The sequence below is a fragment of the Cedecea neteri genome (genome assembly GCF_000758305.1).
In the GTDB taxonomy this organism is placed as follows: Bacteria; Pseudomonadota; Gammaproteobacteria; order Enterobacterales; family Enterobacteriaceae; genus Cedecea; species Cedecea neteri_C.
The window spans coordinates 1,576,153-1,595,207 of the sequence record NZ_CP009458.1 but is presented as its reverse complement, the minus strand read 5'-3'; the positions used below and the strand labels follow the sequence as shown (position 1 = coordinate 1,595,207).

Here is a 19,055-nt window from a genome sequence, read left to right as displayed (position 1 = left end):
ATAGTTTTCCCTCTTTCCCAGCAACGTTATAGGTAACTGACGTGCGCCTGATTATCACTTTCCTGATGGCCTGGTGCCTCAGCCTGGGGGCATACGCAGCGACAGCTCCCGACGCAAAACAAATCTCGCAGGAACTGGAGCAGGCTAAGGCCGCCAAAAACACGCCTAACCAGGCGGAAATTGTAGAAGCACTCCAGTCGGCGCTGAATGCGCTGGACGAGCGTAAAGCCTCGCTCGAACGCGCCGAACAATACCAACAAGTCATTGATAATTTCCCTAAACTGTCGCAAACCCTGCGTAAACAACTGACCAACCTGCGTGATGAACCCGAGGAGGTTTCCCCGGGCATGAGCAGCGATGCGTTGAACCAGGAAATCCTGCAGGTCAGCAGCCAGCTTCTGGACAAAAGCCGCCTTGCTCAGCAGGAACAGGAAAGAACCCGGGACATCAGCGATTCGTTAAGCCAGCTCCCTCAGCAGCAAACGGATGCACGCCGCCAGTTGAACGATATCGAGCGCCGCGCCGGTGCCCAGCAAAGCGGCAGTACCCCGCTTGCCCAAGCCCAGCACTTCCTGCTGCAGGCTGAATCAGCACGCCTGAAAGCGCAGGTTGATGAACTCGAACTGGCTCAGCTTTCCGCTAACAACCGCCAGGAGCTTTCGCGCATGCGCGCCGAACTGGCGCAAAAGCAAAGCACCCAGTTGGATGCCTATCTCCAGGCGTTGAGAAATCAGCTCAATAGCCAGCGCCAGCGTGAGGCGGAACAGGCGCTGGAAAGTACCGAACTGCTGGCGGAAACCAGCGCTAACCTGCCGCCGGAAATCGTCGAGCAGTTCAAAAATAACCGCGAACTCTCCCAGGCCCTTAATCAGCAAGCTCAGCGTATGGATCTGGTCGCCTCGCAGCAGCGTCAGGCCAATAACCAGACGCTGGAGGTCCGCCAGGCGCTGAATACGCTACGCGAGCAGTCTCAGTGGCTCGGCGTTTCCAACGTACTGGGTGAAGCGCTACGTGCCCAGGTCGCCCGCCTGCCGGACATGCCCAAACCGCAGCAGTTGGATACCGAGCTGGCTCAGCTGCGCGTAGAGCGACTGCACTATGAAGATTTGCTCAATAAGCATGCTCAACTGCGGCAGGTTCGCCAGGCAGACGGCAGCCCGTTAACGTCGGAACAAAATAAGATCCTGCAGGCCCAGCTTCGCACCCAGCGTGAGCTACTGAATTCACTGCTGCAGGGTGGTGATACCCTGATCCTTGAACTCACCAAGCTGAAAGTCGCCAACAGCCAGCTGGAAGATGCCCTGAAAGAGGTGAACGAAGCGACCCACCGCTACCTGTTCTGGACGTCGGACGTCAGCCCAATAGGCATCAGTTGGCCACTGGAAATCGTCCAGGATCTGCGGCGTCTGGTGTCGCTGGATACCTTTAGCCAGCTGGGTAAGGCTGCGATCATGATGGTGACCAGCAAAGAGACCCTGCTGCCGCTCTTTGGCGCATTGATTCTGGTTGGGTTTAGCATTAGCTCTCGCCGCCACTTCACGGCCTTCCTCGAACGCTCCAGCGCCAAAGTAGGTAAAGTGACCCAGGATCACTTCCGCCTGACGCTGCGCACCGTGTTCTGGTCGATTCTGGTCGCCTCTCCGCTCCCCGTGCTGTGGGCGACGCTCGGCTATGGTTTGCAGGAGGCATGGCCTTACCCTATCGCAGTGGCGATTGGCGACGGCGTTACCGCGACGGTTCCCCTGCTTTGGGGGGTGATGATCTGTGCGACCTTCGCGCGCCCTACCGGGCTGTTTGTGGTGCATTTCGGCTGGCCGCGCGAGCGTGTAGGCCGGGCCATGCGCTACTACATCATGAGCATCGGCCTGATTGTGCCGCTGATCATGGCGCTGATTATGTTCGATAATCTCAACGACCGGGAATTTTCAGCCTCGTTGGGTAGACTTTGCTTCATCATGATTTGCGGCGCGCTGGCCATCGTCACCCTCAGCCTGAAACGCGCCGGACTGCCGCTCTATCTCGACAAGCAGGGCGATGGCGACAACATCGTCAACACCATCCTTTGGAACCTGCTGCTTTGCGCCCCGCTGATGGCCATTCTGGCGGCTATCGTTGGCTACCTGGCGACGGCTCAGGCGCTACTGGCGCGCCTGGAAACCTCCGTGGCTATCTGGTTCCTGCTGCTGGTGATTTACCACATTATTCGCCGCTGGATGCTGATTCAGCGCCGCCGACTGGCCTTTGACCGTGCCAAACACCGTCGGGCTGAAATCCTTGCCCAGCGAGCGCGTGGCGAAGAAGAAACTGCGCATGCCAACAGCACTGAAGGATCGGCCGAAACCGTGGACGAACCGGAAGTCGATCTGGATACCATCAGCGCCCAGTCCCTGCGTCTGGTTCGCTCGATTCTGACGCTGATCGCCCTGCTGTCGGTGATCGTTCTGTGGTCGGAAATCCACTCGGCGTTTGGCTTCCTCGGTAACATCACCTTGTGGGATGTCACCTCCACGGTTCAGGGTGTGGAAAGCATCGAGCCGATTACGCTTGGCGCGGTACTGATTGCCATTCTGGTGCTGATTATTACCACCCAACTGGTGCGTAACCTGCCCGCACTGCTGGAGCTGGCTATTCTCCAGCACCTGAACTTAACTCCCGGCACCGGCTATGCGATCACGACCATCACGAAGTACCTGCTGCTGCTGATTGGCGGACTGGTTGGCTTCTCGATGGTGGGGATTGAGTGGTCTAAACTGCAGTGGCTGGTAGCGGCACTCAGCGTAGGCTTAGGCTTCGGTTTACAGCAAATCTTTGCCAACTTCGTCTCCGGCCTGATTATTCTGTTCGAGAAGCCGATACGCATCGGCGACACGGTCACCATCCGCGATCTGACGGGCACCATCACGCGAATCAACACCCGCGCGACAACCATCAGCGACTGGGACCGCAAAGAAATCATCGTGCCGAATCAGGCCTTTATTACCGAACAGTTCATCAACTGGTCGCTTTCGGACTCGGTCACGCGCGTGGTGCTCACCATTCCGGCCCCGTCAGAAGCGAATACAGAAGAGGTCACCCAGGTCCTGCTGGAAGCCGCGCACCGCTGCACGCTGGTGCTCGATACGCCAGCGCCGGAAGCCTTCCTGGTTGATCTCCAGCAAGGTATCCAGGTGTTCGAGCTGCGTATTCACGCGGCGGAAATGGGCCACCGCATGCCGCTGCGCCACGAAATCCACCAGTTGATTCTGCAGGGCTTCCGCGAGCACAACATCGAAATGCCGTTCCCACCGTTCCAGATGCGTCTGGAGAGCCTCGGCGGGCAGCGTAGCAGTAAGACGATTAAATCCGCGGGCAGAGCCGCCAGAACGCCCGGCAGCCTGTAATTTTAAGGAAGGGAAAAAACGCGTTGGCAAAAACCAACGCGTTTTTTTATTTCAGCAGTTTAGGCAGCTCGCGCAGGCACCAGGCTTTGGCCTCGCCCATGCTGTCGCGCCGCCACGCCATGATGATATCAATCTCGTTGGTATATTCCGGGCTCACTACCCGCAGGCGGCCTTCGGCGATATCCTGCTCAACCAGCGGATACGGCATTGTGGCCACGCCAAGCCCGGCCAACAGCGCCAGCCGCTTCTCTTCGATAGAGCTCACCGTCAGGCGCGGCTGTTTGTCCAACAGGCGCACCGTTAACACCGGCCTTTCACGGGCGGTATCCGCCACGGCCACGCCACGATACTTCACGCGGGTCACTTCAGAAAGCGGCTCCGGCTCCTGATGAATCGGGTGATCCGGTGCGGCAACGTAAACGCTCATCACTTTGTAAAGCTTGCGGGAGTTAATCTCCGAGGAACTGCGGAAGTGCATATCTGGCGCGATAACGATATCCGCCCTGCCCTGTTCCAGGCGCTCCCAGGCCCCGGCCAGCACTTCGGTGAAAATAGATAATTGGGTGTCGGCTTTATCGGCCAGCTTATCCACCAGCGGGAACAGTTTTTCCGTCGGCACCAGCGCTTCGGTGACGATAGTCAGGTTTGCTTCCCAGCCCCGCGCCAGCGCTTCCGCGTCGGTGGTTAACTTATCCGCCGCCTCGAGCAGCACGCGCCCTCGCTCCAGCAGCATACGTCCCACGTTGGTAAATTTGGTGCGATGCCCCGAGCGGTCAAACAGCACCACATCCAACTCTTCTTCCAGTTTTTGCATGGTGTAGCTGAGCGCGGACGGTACACGTCCCAGCTCGTCGGCCGCAGCGGCAAAGCTTCCGCGTCTGTCGATCGCATCCATGACCCTTAACGCTTCCAGCGTCAACGCCCTTTCTTTCGCCATTTCGTTCTCATTCAGGAAATTTGAACATACCGAGCAGATTAACTGGCTAACAATGCAGCGTCCAGACCCTTAACATGGGTTTAGTGTAAAGAGAGGTCAAGAATTATGATTACGACAAGAACAGCCAAACAGTGTGGTAAAGCTGACTACGGATGGCTGCAGGCTCGCTACACCTTTTCTTTTGGACACTACTTCGACCCTAAACTGTTGGGCTACGCCTCTCTGCGCGTGCTCAACCAGGAAGTACTGGCCCCTGGAGCCTCGTTTCAACCGCGCGGCTACCCGAAAGTAGACATCCTCAACCTGATTCTGGAAGGGGAAGCGGAATACCGCGACAGCGAAGGCAACCATATCCAGGCCAGCGCCGGTGAAGTCCTGCTGCTTTCCACCCAGCCGGGGATCAGCTATAGCGAGCACAACCTCAGCAAAGAGAAATCGCTGACGCGCATGCAGCTGTGGCTGGATGCCTGCCCGGATCGCGAAAATCCGCTGGTGCAAAAGATCCAGTTAGCGGGAGCATCACATCAGCTGATTGCCTCGCCGGACGGCAGCAATCACAGCCTGCAGCTGCGTCAACAAGTGTGGATCCACCACATTGAGATGGAAAAAGGCGAGCAGCTAAGCTTCCAGCTTCACGGCCCACGAGCTTATCTGCAGTCGATTCACGGCACGGTGCATGCGGTGACGCCATCAGAAGAGAAGGAAGCACTGACCTGCGGCGATGGCGCGTTTATTCGCGATGAAGCCAATATCACCCTGGTCGCCGATACGCCGCTGCGCGGCCTGCTGATCGACCTGCCGGTCTAACCTACCGCCTGCCTCTTTCGTCCTGAAAGGGGCAGCATCCCTCGATCCCTGGGTATTTCTCCACAACATTCATTCTGTAGAAAACCGTCTCATCCAGGACACAAGCCGCATGCGGCGAAATATTGTCACGCCTACGAATAACATCCCCGATATATTCTCATTGGTTTTGGTGCTTTATTACTTTGGTTAATCCTCACCAGCATGATCGATGCAACCGTTAACTCATTCAAATATTTCGATAAATTATTATTCAACCTTGTAACCAGCGCGCGCGTAGACTATCGATTCCAATTCTGTAAAAGCCCCATATGGTAAGTAAATATTTAGCGGTTGCGTTTCATCTAACACTTACTATTTATCATGATTTAAATAATAACCTAATATTTATAATGAGTTACGAATACCGTATGGGAATTTTGCTCTTCCCATACCAAAGTTAAGGGTTCGCTATATCTGAGAGCGCTCTTTTATTAGGGTAAAGCGGTAAATTTCCTTTTATATTTCGCAGATGTCAGCCTTGTGACAGTCGGAACAGTAGACACAGAAGCAGCAAATTCGCACCACATTGGGAACATTCCCAATTTTTGTCATTTTTTAAAATCAGTATCTACACGTTTACGTAGTTCATTATTTCAAAGGCCTAAAATGGATATTAACGCTCATCTAGTTATTAAAAATTCAGCTTTAAAAACAAAAACAGAATGTGTGATAACGCTCACCAACTGGAACGTTCCCGCTTTACGGTAAAAAATAGAGATGTTTAAGATTGCGTGGTCTTTTGAACAACTTTTTTCGGAATCCAATAACACTAAAAAAATCAAAAAACTGACAATTACAAAATCAGAAAAATGCCAGACAAAGCGAACCGGAAAAATTAAGAAAACCGGCGAACGCTCTCGGCCTAAAAATAAATAAAATATAACACTGATAAACGCCACAGCGTTTAGCTATCCCGCAAGCTTATTCTTGCAGGCACTTTGATACATACAGCACTTGAAAGTCAGCGCCGACACGGCTGCTGGCGATGTTTTCTGAATTTGCCGGTTCTGAATGGCTTCGGGCGTTATCGAAAACGCAGTCATTCGGGATGTATCAATTGCTTACAACAAATAAGCGTAGCAGTTTCGCTTAAAAGGGGTAGTCGCCATGGACGTTTATGGTCAAAGATATGCCATGTTTATCTCTTTTGATGCTGTTGCCGTCTCGGGTATTACGGTAGAAGCATTAAAAGTCTCGCAAAGCCTTAAACAAAAAGGCATCAATTCTTATCTCGATCTTGGGTATGACATTAAAGTTGACAAAGGCAACTTTAATAAGCCTTACGATCATGAACCCGAAATTTATCGCGATGCATTTACCTTAACGCGCATCAGTGGGATTACATCTGTCCCCCATTACTCCCCAGCGTTTATTGAAAAAGCACACGCCGTACTTATCAGTGAAAGGCTTTCTGTTTCATTTGAAGAAAAAGAAGAAATAATCCGTGCCGTTGAATATTCCGCCCAAAGCCTGGCCGAAAGAATTTTACTTCAATGGGAACAACTACGAATTTGCACTGTGATTGTCGAAAACGGCACACTGCCAGAGAATATTATTTACACCCGCGCACTTTATCTCGCTATCGAACAATACGGCCACCGTCACCAGTTAGGAAATTTTGTTATCTGGCGGGATCACGACCTCATGTGGAACAGCGAGAAAAATATCATGAAGTATGGTTTACCGCCGTATAACCATGCCATTAAACCTGTCAAATCCCCTTTTATTAGCTACGTTACGCTGAATAACGATCTCAAAGAAAAGCTGGAACACTGGTGCCAGCGGGAAGTCGATATTCACGTAGTGAAAAATACCTACAGCTTTACCGGGCAACAGGCGCTGAAAAACATCCGGTCATCCCTGGATATTTCCGCCGATGACATAGTCATTGCCCGAACGACGCGCATCATTCCGCAGAAGCGCCTGGACCGTGACGTACTGCTGGTACAACGCCTTAACCACCTGTTCAGAAAGCACAATATTGATAAAACCGTCTGGCTTTTGATCGCCGGTGATACCCGTGAGCACGCCACGCATACTGGCGAGCTGGAACAGCTGGCACAGGAACTGGACATTGCCCCTTATGTGAAGTTTCTTGGCCCGCTACACCATAACTTCATGCCCATGAGTCTGGGAAAAATCACCATCGAGGATCTCTACCATTCCTGCGACCTGGTGTCGTTCCTGACCTCGTGGGACTACGACAGCTACGGCAATCCCATTGGTGAGGCGATCAGCAGCCAGCGCTGCTACATCACTACCCGCTACGAATACTACCCGGAAGTCTACGGCCAGCACGGCTTTGAAGCCCCGGTGATGCCTATCTCGGACGGGCAGGACGGCCTGCCTGACGAAGCCTTTATCAACGAAGTCTTTTTGCTGCTGACCAATAAACCTGAAATGGATCGTATAGCCGCAAAGAACTTCGCCATCGGCAAAAACATCCTTTCTAACAACGTGATGGACATTCTGAATATCACCGCCCCAGGAGTAGATATGCGCGATAACATTTTCGTCTCGGTAGTGCTGCCTGTTTACAATGAAAGCGACCGAATTGATGAAGTTTTAGCCTCATTATTTGGCCAACAAACGCATGGCCGATTGGTAACCCATGACGCTTATGAAGTGATCATCGTGGATAACAACTCCCGCGATGATTCCGTGGCAAAGATAAACCGCTTCAAAGAAACACATCCGGCGATGGATGTGCACATTATCCAGGAGAAGATTCAGGGCGTATCTTCGGCCCGTAAATGCGGTATGGATTACGCCGCCCTGCGCTCAAGAGCGCGTGATGCCAGGCTGGGCAAAAGCAATAAACACTATATTGTCTCCGCCGATGCCGACTGCACCGTGGATCCTTACTGGCTGCATACTCTGATAGAAAAAATGATTGCCGACGACGGCGATCTTGGGACCTGCAATTACTACTACGACCGTGAGGCTTTCCAGCAGCGCCCTAACCTCTTCCGTGAAATTCAAAAAACCCTGCGCTGCCGCGACGTGTCGTTCTCATTGTTCGGTGGCTTCCCGGATGGCAAAGGCTTCGCCGTGGAGCGCAGCCTGTACGAAAAAATTGGCGGCATCGAGATCTTCTACCAGTTGGAAAAAGGCCGCTTCGTGGAACACCTTTCGGACGATTGGGATTTCGGCATCAAGATCATCGCCTGGGGCGGCAAGCCGGTTTACGCCAAAGAATCCTTTGTGGAGATCAACAGCCGCCGCGTGGACACCATTATTGACGATGTGATCAACGGCATCGCCTACGGCAGCGACGGCATCATCATCATGAAAGACGTGCGCCCGGATGTCTCAATCCAAAAAAACACGCTGATTGACCTCACCGAGGAGCAGGCCAGGCAGGGCTGGGAATACTCCATCAAAGACTACATCCCGAAAAACATCGTTCTTCCGGCCCTGCTGAATCCGCACATCTTGCTGGAGAACGAGCGGGTACGAGCCTTTTTCTCGCCGCAGGTTGCTGAGCGGCTTTACCAGCGCATTCACGCGATAAAGCGTGAGATGAGCATCATCGACTTCAAGCCGATCCATAGCTACAAAACGCCGGCCTACCGGCTCTATTTCGAGTTCCGCCACGAGATATTCACCGCGCTGCGTAACGCCGTCGGGGAGGATATTGGTTTTGCGCCACCGCTTCCGGCCTGCTTTGACAGCGTCGCGGAAAAAGATTTCGAACGCTTTGTCTGGTACTTCTGTGAAGATCGCGAGTCCGGTGAAGCCCACAACTACTTTGCCAACGGAGGTGTTTTCTGATGAATACCGAAGCTCTCGCGTCCTTAAAAGATCTCGATCCGGCCTATCCGGTTCCGGCAGTTTACGGCTTCCTCTCCCAACCGGAGAACGAGGCTTTTCTGGACTACGTCCATAAAGATCCTTTTGGCTGCCATGTTTTTCCCGGTGACATTGAGCACTACCCGCTGGAGTCGTTTTTTGCCGATATGGAGCACGACATCCGGGCTGCGAAACAGATCCATCTGTGGGCCTATATTCCCACCTGCCGTTACCGCTGCCACTTCTGTCAGTATCCAACGGTGATCCTCAACCCGAAATCACCTTCGGCGGAAGGCGTCTTCCGGGACCTGGTGGACTACAACATTAAAGAAGCGAAGATGTGGCTGGAAAAAGTGCCGAGTCTGTCAAAAGCGGAAATTGGCGAATTCAACATCTTTGGCGGCACGCCTTCCCTGCTCCCGGAACCGGAACTGCGCCGGCTGATGGACTTCTATTACACGCACTTTAATTTCTCGGCGGCAACGCTCCGCTTTGAAGGCGAACCCGGGACATTAAACCGCGAATACATCGGCATTCTGAAAGAGCTGGGTTTCAGCAAAATCAGCTTCGGCACCCAATCCTTCAACGACGCCATTATTGCCGCCTGTGGCCGCCAGCACACCGCCGACGAGTGTGAAGAAACCATCCGCAGCGCGCGGGAACAGGGCATCGAGTGGGTCAGCGTCGATCTTATCTACGGCATGCTGGGCCAAACCGTGGATGACGTGAAGTACGACATGGAGCGCACCCTGGAGCTGGATCTCTCCCACGTCGTCTGCACCAAGCTGCACATGGAAGAGTTCATGAAAACGCGCACCGGCGTATCCGGCGAACGTGAAAGCCTGTGGCAGAAAAAAGGGCTGATCAACATGAACAACATGACGTTCCCGGGGCTGGGCAAGCAATACCAAATGCGTGAACTGGTCGAGAAATACCTCACCGAGGGCTATCGCGAACACCCCACGATGTATTTCCACCAGAACCACCTGGAAGCTGAAAAGTGGAAAGGGCTGATCACCGATCTGGACAAGCAATATCCTGAGGTCGCCATTGGCCTGGGTGGTAGTTCGAAATGCACCCGCGCCGAAGCCATCAACATCACCGGCTATAAGCAATATAAGCAGTACCTCGACGAAGGCCGTCTGCCTATCGAAGAAAGCCACGGTATTTCACCGGAACAGCGCGAAGTTAACGCCTTCAAAATGGCCCTCTCCACGCTGATTCCGGTGGACGACGCCGTGTTCGCAACCCGCTTCAACGGCAACAGTTTTTTTGAAAACCGCATCATCAAGCCGACGCTGGAAAAACTGCAGGCAAAAGAACTGGTGGTGATTGAGCAAGGCGTGGTCACGCTGACGCCCATTGGCGTCACGCTGGTTGAAGCCATCATTAACACCCAATTTATCTCAGCCGACGCAGAGCAGGAGTAACCCATGAGCCACTCTTCAACTACGCCGGTTTTCAGTCTGTTTTACATCGCTATCGACACCGAAGCAGGCATTACCCAGCAGGCATTTGAAACCTTTGTGCAAAACAAAGGCGTGCATATTCCCTGCTATCCAGGCTGGCGCTGGACGCTGCTTCGCGGGCTGCGCGGCGAACGTGCCGGGCAATATTTGATGCTGTTTGAAATCGAAAATGCGGCAATGCGGGATCGCTATATGGCCGCAGACGGCAACCAGACCGGACAGGCTCGTGAGTTCTGGCGGCAGCATCCTGAAGCCGAAGCGCTGCTGGCAGAATGGCGTAGCTACGGCACGTTCAGCGAACTGCCAACCCTGTTCACCGATTATCGCCTGCTGGCGGAAAATAAGAAAAGCACCGTCCAGCCGGGTCCCCGCTATCAGCAGCAGCCCCCGGTTGCTCGGGTGATTGGTATTCACAACCTGGCGTTGCGCCCCAACGTCAGTGCCGAACAGTTTGAAAGTTTTATCGAGGGTAACCATCACCGGATTGAAGATTACCCTGACTGGAAATTCCGGCTGTTGAAAGGGGAGCGGGGTAACAGGCTCGATCAGTATGTGGTGCTGATGGAAATCGCCAGCCTGAAGGCGCTGGATGTCTTTTACCCCGAGCCGGATATCGCCACCGACGAAGCGGCCAAATTCGCCAAAGCGCACCGCGATACCAAACAAATGTACGAGGAATGGAAAAAACTCGCCTCGTTTTCCGGGTCACCGCAAATCTATACAGATTACCTCTCGGTAGCAGAAAGCCTCAATTAACGCTTACCGCCGCGCGTGCCCGAAGGACCGGGCACAACGCATTCACGCGAGTGAATCCACACACTGAGTCACGAAATTACTATGACGATTAACTCAACCCCAACCCTGGCGGACGTACAGTCGCGGGAACAGCACGCCACACGTGCCATATTTTTTATGGCCGGTTTAGCCATGTCGTCCTGGGCCCCGTTAATTCCTTTCGCCAAAGCGAGGCTCGATATTAACGACGGCGCTTTAGGGCTACTGCTCTTTTGCATCGCCGCAGGCTCAATGCTCGTCATGCCGTTTACCGGCCGCCTGATCACAAAATTTGGTGGCCGCCGCCTGATGATCCTCAGCGTGCTGGGGCTTGCCGCGGATTTACCGCTGCTGATGCTGTTTGACCAGCGCGAAGCCATGGCGCTGGCTTTGCTGCTCTTCGGCACCTTCAACGGTCTGCTCGACGTTGCCATGAACGCCCACGCAGTGGTAGTCGAACAGGAAAGTGAGCAGGCAAAAATGTCCGGCTTTCACGGCTTTTACAGCATCGGCAGCATTGCCGGTGCGGGTAGCGTCAGCTTCTTTCTGTGGCTGGGGGCGACTCCGCTGCTTGCCGTGTCCGCTATTGCCATTTTTCTGGCTTTGCTGCTCTTCGCTTCTTCCCGCAACATTTTGCCTAAACAGAATAAAGCCACGAGCGGCAAAGGCGAGACGTTACAAGTGCTGAGCCATCCGCCCGTGCTGGTCATCGCGGTTCTTTGCTTTTTCGTCTTTATGCTTGAAGGCGCCATGCTGGACTGGTCGGCAGTATTTATGACCTCGGAGCGCGGTATGAGTGCTTCGCTAGCGGGCTTCGGCTACACCTTATATTCCATTACCGTCACGCTTGGGCGGCTCAGCGGCGATCGCCTGGTCAGCGCCCTGGGCGGCAAGCTCGTGCTGCTCCTCGGCTGCGCCATTGCTGGCACCGGGATTGTCCTGCTCGTCTTTACCCAGTGGGGCACCCTGCCGGGGTTTATCCTGGTTGGAGCCGGGCTCGCCAACATTATTCCCATTCTCTTTACCTCTGCCGGTAACCAGCCGGGAGTTTCAGCAGATTTCTCCATCCCTGCCGTCACGCTTTTTGGCTACAGCGGCCTGCTCGCAGGGCCTGCGTTGATTGGCTTTATCGCCCATCACATTGGGCTCAGTTTGACCTTCAGCGGTGCCCTGTTGCTGCTTTTGTTTGTGGCTTCAGGTTCGCCATTTATTTCTCGCCAGCGTTAACGAAACAGGAGTTTGTATGAGTCAGTCATCACCGGCAGTATTCAGTCTTCACTATGTGGGCCTTAACCTGAAAAAGGGCGTCACCGAAGAGACGTTCGAAGCCTTTGTGCAAGCCAAAGGCGTGCATATCCCCGCCTATCCGGGCTGGCGCTGGACCTTGCTGAAAGGCCTGCGCGGAGAGCGTCAGAACCAATACCTGATGTTGTACGAAGCAGAAAATGCCGACAGCTACGCGCGCTATATCGATAGCCAGGGGGAACAAACGGAGCAGGCTCGTGCTTTTTGGCGCGATCATCCTGCGGGCATTGAGCTTATCAACACCTGGAAAACCTTCGCGACGTTTGGCGAGCTGCCAACAATTTTCTCCACCTATCAGCAGCTCGCTGAAAACGAACATAGCTCTTTGGCAGAAGGGCCAAACTACCAGCTACGCGACGGGCAGGAACCGATTAAACGTGTCGTCGGGTTACACAATCTGGCGCTGCGTTCAGGTGTTTCCCCGCAGACTTTCGATGCATTTATCCGCGACAACGTTCACCGTATTGACGACTACCCAGGCTGGAAATTCCATATGTTGAAAGGCACCGGCGGCAACCGCATCGAGCAATATCTGGTGATGCTCGAGATAGAAAGCCTGGCCTCGCTGAACTCATTCCACCCGGAACTGGACGTCTCCACGGAGAAATCGCTGCAGTTTGTGAAGGATCATCAGGAAAGCGAAAGAATGTACGACGAATGGCGCGAACTGGCTTCGTTCTCTGGTGCCCCGCAACTTTATACCGACTACATCACCATCGCCGGTAGCCTGTAACCTTACGTTTCCCTTCTCCTTACGGGGAAGGGAAACGACGTCAGGCCAGCTGAGTCATCGTGGTTTCCCCTTTCTCAATGCCTAACTCGTACAGCGTAAACGCCGTATGTTTTTCAATAAGGGTTGCCAGTTCAGGCGAGTGGCTGGTGAGCCAAATTTGCGTGTAACGGCTTGCCTCGGCAATCAGGCGGGCAAGCGCCGGGAGCATTTGCGGATGCAGGCTATTCTCAGGCTCATTAAGCGCGATAAATTGCGGCGGCCTCGGGCTGAGCAGCGCCACCGTCAGGCAGAGAAAGCGCAGCGTGCCGTCTGAAAACTCCGCGGACTCCAGCGGGCGATTAATCCCCTGCCGGTTCATCATCATCTGAAAGCGCCCGCCGCTGTTATCACAGAAAAACGTACATTCCGGGAAAGCCTGCTCCAGCACGGTAAACATCAGCTCGCTGTCGCCAATTTCGACGATGGTCTGAAATGCGGCGGCCAGGTTTAAGCCATCGCCGGACAGCACCGGAGAGCGATAGCCCACCTGCGGCAGCCTCAGGCCAGCGCCTTTGGAAATATCGAACTCGTGGTAGAAGCGCCAGTTACGCAGCGTCTCCCTGGCGCTGGAGACTTCCGGGTACAAATGCGGCTCGCCAAGCTGGCCAAAGAGGGATTCATTTTCGTACAGCGTGGCGGCGTGAGTGACCTTTTCGCCGTTGACGTTATTAAGAAAGACCGTCTGGTTGCGGCGCTGCATGACCGACGATGAAGGGCGACGCCGGTAGCCGCTGAGCCAGATTTGCTCTTCTTTGACGATAGGATCGAGGCCAAACATCGTCGGGTACGGCAGCGGTTCAGGGAAGCCCACCTGCAGTTCATATTCAAACGTGTCGGTTTCGACTGCCAGCGTCAGCCTGCGCGGCGCGCTGGCGTAGCCGCGGGCACGATCGCCCGCCCACATTGCTTTCTGGATCCCGCCTTCATCAGAAAGCCAATGAGACAGTTGCCCACTCCCCGCGCCGTGGATCAGATGGATCGCCTTATAAATATTAGACTTACCGCACCCGTTTGGCCCAAACACCACATTCAACCTGCCCAAATCAATGGAAAGCTTACGCACAGAACGGTAGTTGTCGATGTACAGGGATTTGATCATCATTTTTCGCCACAGTGAAACTTGAGGAGCATTATGACAAATACCCGCCAAAGCGCACTTGTTTGCCGCCAGAGGCTCAAAGCGATCCCACCGCAACCGCAATGTAAAAGCACAGCACGGCAACGATCGTGCCGATCACAATCCTTCTGTCCGTTGCATCCGGTTCTCTGTTTTGCATCCTGCCCCTCCTGGTCACTTGTCTGCCTGTTTAATTTCGGTATGATACACAAACTAGTTAACAGTGTTAACCAAATACATTTCCCTCATTGATGTGAGTTACTATGCAGACCAACGAAATTGAAGAATTCCGCGCCGCGCTGCGCGAGATGGTGCGCGAGCTGGGCATGCTGAACAGGAAAAGCAGCGGGACCGATCTGTCGCCGTTACAAAGCCATATCTTGATCGAACTCGATCGCAAGCCTGCCGGGGTAACGGAGCTTGCCCGCCGCCTGTGCGTGGAAAAATCCAGCATTAGCAGAACGCTTCGCGGTCTTGAAAGTGCCCATCTGCTGGCAAGAACGCAGGATGAAAGCGACGGGAGAGCCACTGTGTTCAACCTTAGCCAGGAGGGCATTGCCGCACTGAAAGATCTTACCGAACACGCTAACGACTTCACGGCCCAGGCCCTTTCTCTGGCATCAGACAGCGAAAAGCAGCAGATCTATCAGTCGGTCAAATCGCTGACTCGCGCGCTGGTCAATGCCCGCAGCCAGAGGGATCTTCAGGTTAAGATCCGGCCCATTCGCGCAGAGGACAATCTCGCTATCGCTGACGTGATCCGCCAAAGCTTTCGCGATAACAAAATCGATCATCTCGAAGGCGTGAGCCTGCACGATCCGGCGCTGAATGACCTGACCAGCGCCTACCAAAACTCCGGTTCCGGCTACTGGGTAGTTGAACACGAGGGCAAGATTTTAGGCGGCGTTGGCATCGCCCCGCTGCAGGGCGCAGGTGAAGAATATTGTGAATTGCAGAAACTCTATCTGGACAGCAGCGTGACGGGCATGGGCCTGGGAAGACGCCTGATGGCGCTGGCGATAGAGCAAGCCGAAGCGTTCGGCTATCGATACTGCTACCTGGAAACGCTAAATGAACTCAGCTCGGCGGTCTCACTCTACGAAGCGTTCGGTTTCAAGCATCTGGACGGCAACCTGGGCAACACCGGCCACAACAGCTGTGAGATCTGCATGCTTAAAACGCTGAAATAGGCTGTGTTGAAAACAAAACGCCCCGCAAACTTGCACCTGCGGGGCGTTTATTAAGGAGTTGAAGCTGACCGATAAGCCGCTTTCTTTCTATGAAGAGCGTCGTGGACAGTCATTCATCTTGTTGTTTCTGAAAACAAAACGCCCCGCCAGCTTTCACTGTACGGGGCGTTTCGATATGAATGAGTTGAAGCTGACCGATAAGCCGGGTTCTGTCGTGGACAGTCATTCATCTAGGCCAGCAATCGCTCACTGGCTCAAGCAGCCTACCCGGGTTCAGTACGGGCCGTACCATGTGAACCCCTATTTGGCCTTGCTCCGGGTGGAGTTTACCGTGCCACGGACTGTTACCAGCCGCGCGGTGCGCTCTTACCGCACCCTTTCACCCTTACCTGATCCCGCTTGCGCGGGCCATCGGCGGTTTGCTCTCTGTTGCACTGGTCGTGGGTTTCCCCCCCAGGCGTTACCTGGCACCCTGCCCTATGGAGCCCGGACTTTCCTCCCCCTCGCCCGTCTCCCCCGAAGAGGACGACGACGAAGCGGCGACTGTCTGGTCAGCTTCGGCGCGCAGTATAGAGGGTTTCATCTCCCCTGTCACGCGGGCCCGCCAGAAACGAAAAGCTAGTCGCCCACCAGCACAACCTCAATCCCGCTCTTACGCAGCGCGCTCAGGCTATCTGCAGGAATGCCTATATCGGTGATTACCCGGTGAATGCGCTGGATATCGATGATTTTATGCAGGCTGGAGCGGTTAAATTTACTGGAATCTGTCACCACGATAATACGCTCGGCGACTTCGCACATCTTGCGGTTGAGGCGCGCTTCATCCTCGTTATGGGTGCTCACACCGCGTTCCGGGTCGATAGCATCCACCCCGAGGAACAGCATGTCGAAATGATAATTTTGCAGCGACTGTTCCGCGCTGTCGCCGTAAAACGATAGCGACTGGCGGCGCAGGTGCCCGCCGGTCATCAGCACCTCAACCCCTTCAGCTTCTAACAACGCATTAGCCACGTTGATACCGTTGGTCATGGCGATCACTTCTTTATGCTGGCGCATTAGCCGGGCGATTTCATATGTCGTGGTGCCGGAGTCAAGAATCACCTTGTCGCCGGGCTGGATCAAGTCCGCAGCCACACGCGCGATGCTGCGCTTCAGAGACGTATTCAGCGAGCTTTTATCCTCCACCGAAGGCTCTGCTACCACGCTGCCGGGCTCACAAATCAGCGCTCCGCCGTAGGCACGAACCGCAATGCCCTGCTTTTCAAGAAACGCGAGATCGTTGCGAATGGTGACGGTAGAAACACCAAAAAAAGAAGATAAATCATTTACCTGCACGCTTCCCTGCTGGCGAAGGCGCTGAATAATCTGCTCGCGCCTTTCGCTGGTACCCGGAATACGTTTGTCCGTTGCGGTATCGCTGTTGCTCATAGGGTAACCTTTCAATATATCTTTCGTTTCATTTCTATTTGCCTATTAACACCTTTCTTTTAGCAGAAAGCAAGCCCCAGGAATCTTCGTTCAAAAGGTGCTGTAAGCACACCATCGACTTTCACTATGTTTCTTTTGCGAAACAGATCGCAATTCCAGTATCTTTCTTTTTATTCTCAAACGTCATTCAGGCACGATTAAATGAAATGAATCGAAAGAAAATGTTTTAACCCATCGCCGTGGAGAGGAAAGTGAAACAGTTGATCGAATTTGTCGCTAACCATAAACGGAACAACCAGTGCGGGATCTTTGCGGTGTGCTCCGCGCATCCGCTGGTGCTTGAGGCCGCCATGCGCCACGCTCGTGAAGCCGGCACCAGCTTGCTTATTGAAGCGACCTCTAATCAGGTAGATCAGTACGGCGGCTATACGGGGATGACACCTGCGGATTTCTGCGGTTTCGTTTATCAACTCGCGGAACAACACCGCTTTCCTTATGCCAACCTGATACTCGGCGGCGATCATCTTGGGCCAAACCGCTGGCAAACCCGGCCAGCCGAAGAGGCAATGTCCCATGCCGAAGAGCTGATCCGTAGCTATGTCGCCGCAGGCTTCAAGAAAATACACCTCGACTGCAGCATGTCTTGTGCAGACGATCCCGTGCCGCTCACGGATGACGTCGTTGCCGGGCGAGCAGCCAGACTGGCGCTGATTGCCGAGCAAACCTGTATCGACCACTTTGGCCATGCCGATCTGGTGTACATCATCGGTACTGAAGTGCCAGTCCCTGGCGGTGCCCATGAAACTCTCGCTGAGCTCGCCGTCACCACGCCGCAGGCCGCAGACGCCACGCTGGAAGCTCACCGCCAGGCTTTTGCAGAACAAGGGCTGAGTCAGATCTGGCCGCGAATTATTGGCCTTGTTGTTCAACCCGGCGTCGAGTTCGACCACACCCAGGTGATTGATTATCAGCCGGAAAAAGCCCGGGCACTAAGCAAACTCATCGCAGATTCACCAACGATGGTTTTTGAAGCGCATTCAACGGATTACCAGACCACTCAGGCGCTGCATCAGTTAGTGGAAGATCACTTTGCGATCCTAAAAGTCGGCCCGGCCCTGACTTTTGCCCTGCGTGAAGCCCTTTTTTCCCTATCAGCCATTGAGCGAGAACTGCTCCCGGCACACAAATGCTCCGGCCTGAGGGACGTCCTGGAAAGCGTGATGCTTGATCACCCGGAGCACTGGCAGCAGCACTATCACGGCAACGGCGATGCGCTACGTCTGGCACGCGGCTACAGCTACTCTGACCGCGTACGCTACTACTGGCCGGATCGCGATATCGATGAGGCTTACGATGTGCTAGTCAGGAACCTTGCCCACGAGCCTATTCCACTGCCGTTAATCAGCCAGTACCTGCCGCTTCAGTACGCCAAAGTGCGGGAAGCACAGCTGGCGGCTAAACCTCATGAACTGATTATCGACCATATTCAGGATGTGCTGCGCCAGTATCACGCGGCCTGTCACGGTGAGCAAAATCCTCATTAACACAATGATAATAAGGGAAATACCATGCCAAATATTGTCTTAAGCCGCATTGATGAGCGCCTGATCCACGGTCAGGTTGGCGTGCAGTGGGTCGGGTTTTCCGGCGCAAACCTGGTTCTGGTCGCGAATGATGAGGTGGCGGAAGATCCCATCCAGCAGAACCTGATGGAGATGGTGCTGGCAGAAGGAATTGCGGTGCGCTTCTGGCCGCTGCAAAAAGTCATCGACAACATTCATCGTGCTGCCGATCGCCAGAAGATCCTGCTGGTCTGCAAAAATCCGCGGGATTTCCTCACCCTGGTAAACGGCAACGTGCCGGTTACGCGCATCAACGTGGGCAACATGCACTACGTCGAAGGCAAAAAGCAGGTGGCTAAAACCGTGTCGGTTGATGAACAGGACATTGCCGCCTTCTCCGGCCTGAAACAGGCCGGCGTCGAATGTTTTGTGCAGGGTGTACCGACGGAATCAGCTCAGGATCTCTATAAACTTCTCTGAGGT

13 protein-coding genes and 1 other RNA gene are annotated in these 19,055 nt (G+C 54.1%); 10 read left to right on the top strand and 4 right to left on the bottom strand.

The features are described from left to right. Positions 1–41: 41 nt before the first annotated feature. Positions 42–3,380 carry a miniconductance mechanosensitive channel MscM gene (mscM, locus tag LH23_RS07490; protein ID WP_039289674.1) on the top strand — a complete coding sequence of 1,113 codons (3,339 nt, stop codon included), beginning with the start codon at positions 42–44 and terminating at the stop codon, positions 3,378–3,380. 46 nt (positions 3,381–3,426) lie between these two features. Here mscM and LH23_RS07485 read toward each other — a convergent pair whose 3' ends face one another. Further along, positions 3,427–4,317, bottom strand: a complete 891-nt coding sequence (locus LH23_RS07485; RefSeq protein ID WP_008453630.1) for a LysR family transcriptional regulator — start codon at positions 4,315–4,317, stop codon at positions 3,427–3,429. Between the two features lie 105 nt (positions 4,318–4,422). Between LH23_RS07485 and LH23_RS07480 the strand changes: the two genes are divergently transcribed. From LH23_RS07480 to LH23_RS07455, 6 genes are all read left to right on the top strand, one after another. Continuing rightward, complete coding sequence (locus tag LH23_RS07480) at positions 4,423–5,124, top strand: pirin family protein (protein WP_039289671.1); 702 nt, start codon at positions 4,423–4,425, stop codon at positions 5,122–5,124. A 1,146-nt stretch (positions 5,125–6,270) separates the two neighbouring features. After that, the gene (locus tag LH23_RS24260) at positions 6,271–8,937 is read left to right on the top strand and encodes a glycosyltransferase (protein WP_039289668.1); all 2,667 of its coding nucleotides are present in this window, start codon (positions 6,271–6,273) and stop codon (positions 8,935–8,937) included. Further along, on the top strand, positions 8,937–10,385 hold the full coding sequence (locus LH23_RS07470) for a radical SAM protein (RefSeq protein ID WP_039289665.1): 1,449 nt from the start codon (positions 8,937–8,939) through the stop codon (positions 10,383–10,385). Before LH23_RS24260 ends, LH23_RS07470 begins: the two co-directional genes overlap by 1 nt. A gap of 3 nt (positions 10,386–10,388) precedes the next feature. Further along, complete coding sequence (locus LH23_RS07465; RefSeq protein WP_039289660.1) at positions 10,389–11,180, top strand: hypothetical protein; 792 nt, start codon at positions 10,389–10,391, stop codon at positions 11,178–11,180. An 81-nt stretch (positions 11,181–11,261) separates the two neighbouring features. Further along, the gene (locus LH23_RS07460) at positions 11,262–12,425 is read left to right on the top strand and encodes an MFS transporter (protein WP_039289658.1); all 1,164 of its coding nucleotides are present in this window, start codon (positions 11,262–11,264) and stop codon (positions 12,423–12,425) included. Between the two features lie 16 nt (positions 12,426–12,441). After that, entirely contained in the window at positions 12,442–13,236 is a 795-nt protein-coding gene (locus LH23_RS07455; protein WP_039289655.1) for a hypothetical protein, read from the top strand. Between the two features lie 40 nt (positions 13,237–13,276). On the opposite strand, the gene LH23_RS07450 is transcribed toward LH23_RS07455, so the two are convergent. After that, positions 13,277–14,374 (bottom strand): AAA family ATPase, encoded by a 1,098-nt coding sequence (locus LH23_RS07450; RefSeq protein ID WP_039289653.1) that lies wholly within the window; start codon positions 14,372–14,374, stop codon positions 13,277–13,279. Between the two features lie 281 nt (positions 14,375–14,655). On the opposite strand from LH23_RS07450, the gene LH23_RS07445 reads away from it, so the two are divergent. After that, positions 14,656–15,582: a bifunctional helix-turn-helix transcriptional regulator/GNAT family N-acetyltransferase gene (locus LH23_RS07445; RefSeq protein ID WP_039289650.1), complete on the top strand. Its 927-nt coding sequence runs from the start codon at positions 14,656–14,658 to the stop codon at positions 15,580–15,582. 182 nt (positions 15,583–15,764) lie between these two features. Here the strand turns inward: LH23_RS07445 and rnpB are convergent. Both rnpB and LH23_RS07440 read right to left on the bottom strand, forming a co-directional pair. Beyond that, positions 15,765–16,141: RNase P RNA component class A (gene rnpB, locus LH23_RS23160), an RNA gene on the bottom strand. Positions 16,142–16,200: 59 nt separating this feature from the next. After that, positions 16,201–17,010, bottom strand: a complete 810-nt coding sequence (locus LH23_RS07440; protein ID WP_039289647.1) for a DeoR family transcriptional regulator — start codon at positions 17,008–17,010, stop codon at positions 16,201–16,203. Between the two features lie 251 nt (positions 17,011–17,261). Here LH23_RS07440 and kbaZ point away from each other — a divergent pair, with 251 nt between their 5' ends. Together kbaZ and agaV are read left to right on the top strand one after the other, a co-directional pair. Beyond that, on the top strand, positions 17,262–18,554 hold the full coding sequence (gene kbaZ / locus LH23_RS07435) for a tagatose-bisphosphate aldolase subunit KbaZ (RefSeq protein WP_039289644.1): 1,293 nt from the start codon (positions 17,262–17,264) through the stop codon (positions 18,552–18,554). 24 nt (positions 18,555–18,578) lie between these two features. Next, positions 18,579–19,052, top strand: coding sequence for a PTS N-acetylgalactosamine transporter subunit IIB (gene agaV, locus LH23_RS07430; RefSeq protein WP_039289641.1), 474 nt, complete (start codon positions 18,579–18,581; stop codon positions 19,050–19,052). Positions 19,053–19,055 lie beyond the last annotated feature (3 nt).

Coding starts and splice junctions, on each gene's coding strand:
- LH23_RS07440 (WP_039289647.1), bottom strand. CDS start 17,010: ATGAGCAACAGCGATACCGCAACGGACAAACGTATTCCGGGTACCAGC.
- LH23_RS07485 (WP_008453630.1), bottom strand. CDS start 4,317: ATGGCGAAAGAAAGGGCGTTGACGCTGGAAGCGTTAAGGGTCATGGAT.
- LH23_RS07480 (WP_039289671.1), top strand. CDS start 4,423: ATGATTACGACAAGAACAGCCAAACAGTGTGGTAAAGCTGACTACGGA.
- LH23_RS07460 (WP_039289658.1), top strand. CDS start 11,262: ATGACGATTAACTCAACCCCAACCCTGGCGGACGTACAGTCGCGGGAA.
- LH23_RS07445 (WP_039289650.1), top strand. CDS start 14,656: ATGCAGACCAACGAAATTGAAGAATTCCGCGCCGCGCTGCGCGAGATG.
- LH23_RS07455 (WP_039289655.1), top strand. CDS start 12,442: ATGAGTCAGTCATCACCGGCAGTATTCAGTCTTCACTATGTGGGCCTT.
- LH23_RS07450 (WP_039289653.1), bottom strand. CDS start 14,374: ATGATCAAATCCCTGTACATCGACAACTACCGTTCTGTGCGTAAGCTT.
- LH23_RS07465 (WP_039289660.1), top strand. CDS start 10,389: ATGAGCCACTCTTCAACTACGCCGGTTTTCAGTCTGTTTTACATCGCT.
- LH23_RS24260 (WP_039289668.1), top strand. CDS start 6,271: ATGGACGTTTATGGTCAAAGATATGCCATGTTTATCTCTTTTGATGCT.
- LH23_RS07470 (WP_039289665.1), top strand. CDS start 8,937: ATGAATACCGAAGCTCTCGCGTCCTTAAAAGATCTCGATCCGGCCTAT.
- agaV (WP_039289641.1), top strand. CDS start 18,579: ATGCCAAATATTGTCTTAAGCCGCATTGATGAGCGCCTGATCCACGGT.